The following is a 235-nucleotide window of genomic DNA, read 5'->3' on the forward strand; positions in this document are numbered from 1 at the left end:
AGCGTGTGCTCGACGGCTTGGATTTTTGCCGTTAACGTCTCCCGCGTTTCTCCTTTGGCAATTGCTACTTGCTGTTGGGCAATTACCGGACCTGTATCCATGCCTGCATCGACATAGTGGATGGTTACGCCTGTGGTGTCTGCCTTTGCCTCCAATGCTTGGCCTATTGCGTCCAAACCAGGGAACGCAGGCAAAAGCGATGGATGGATATTGATCATCTTTCCCTGATAGGCTT

At 51.5% G+C, this 235-nt stretch carries 1 protein-coding gene; it reads right to left on the minus strand.

Annotated elements, in window-relative coordinates; genetic code table 11:
* The coding region (gene purN / locus CHH91_RS19120) for a phosphoribosylglycinamide formyltransferase (protein WP_286160861.1) at positions 1-235 on the minus strand (235 nt) is incomplete at both ends.

The organism is Virgibacillus sp. 7505 (genome assembly GCF_002272135.1).
GTDB lineage: Bacteria > Bacillota > Bacilli > Bacillales > Amphibacillaceae > Terribacillus.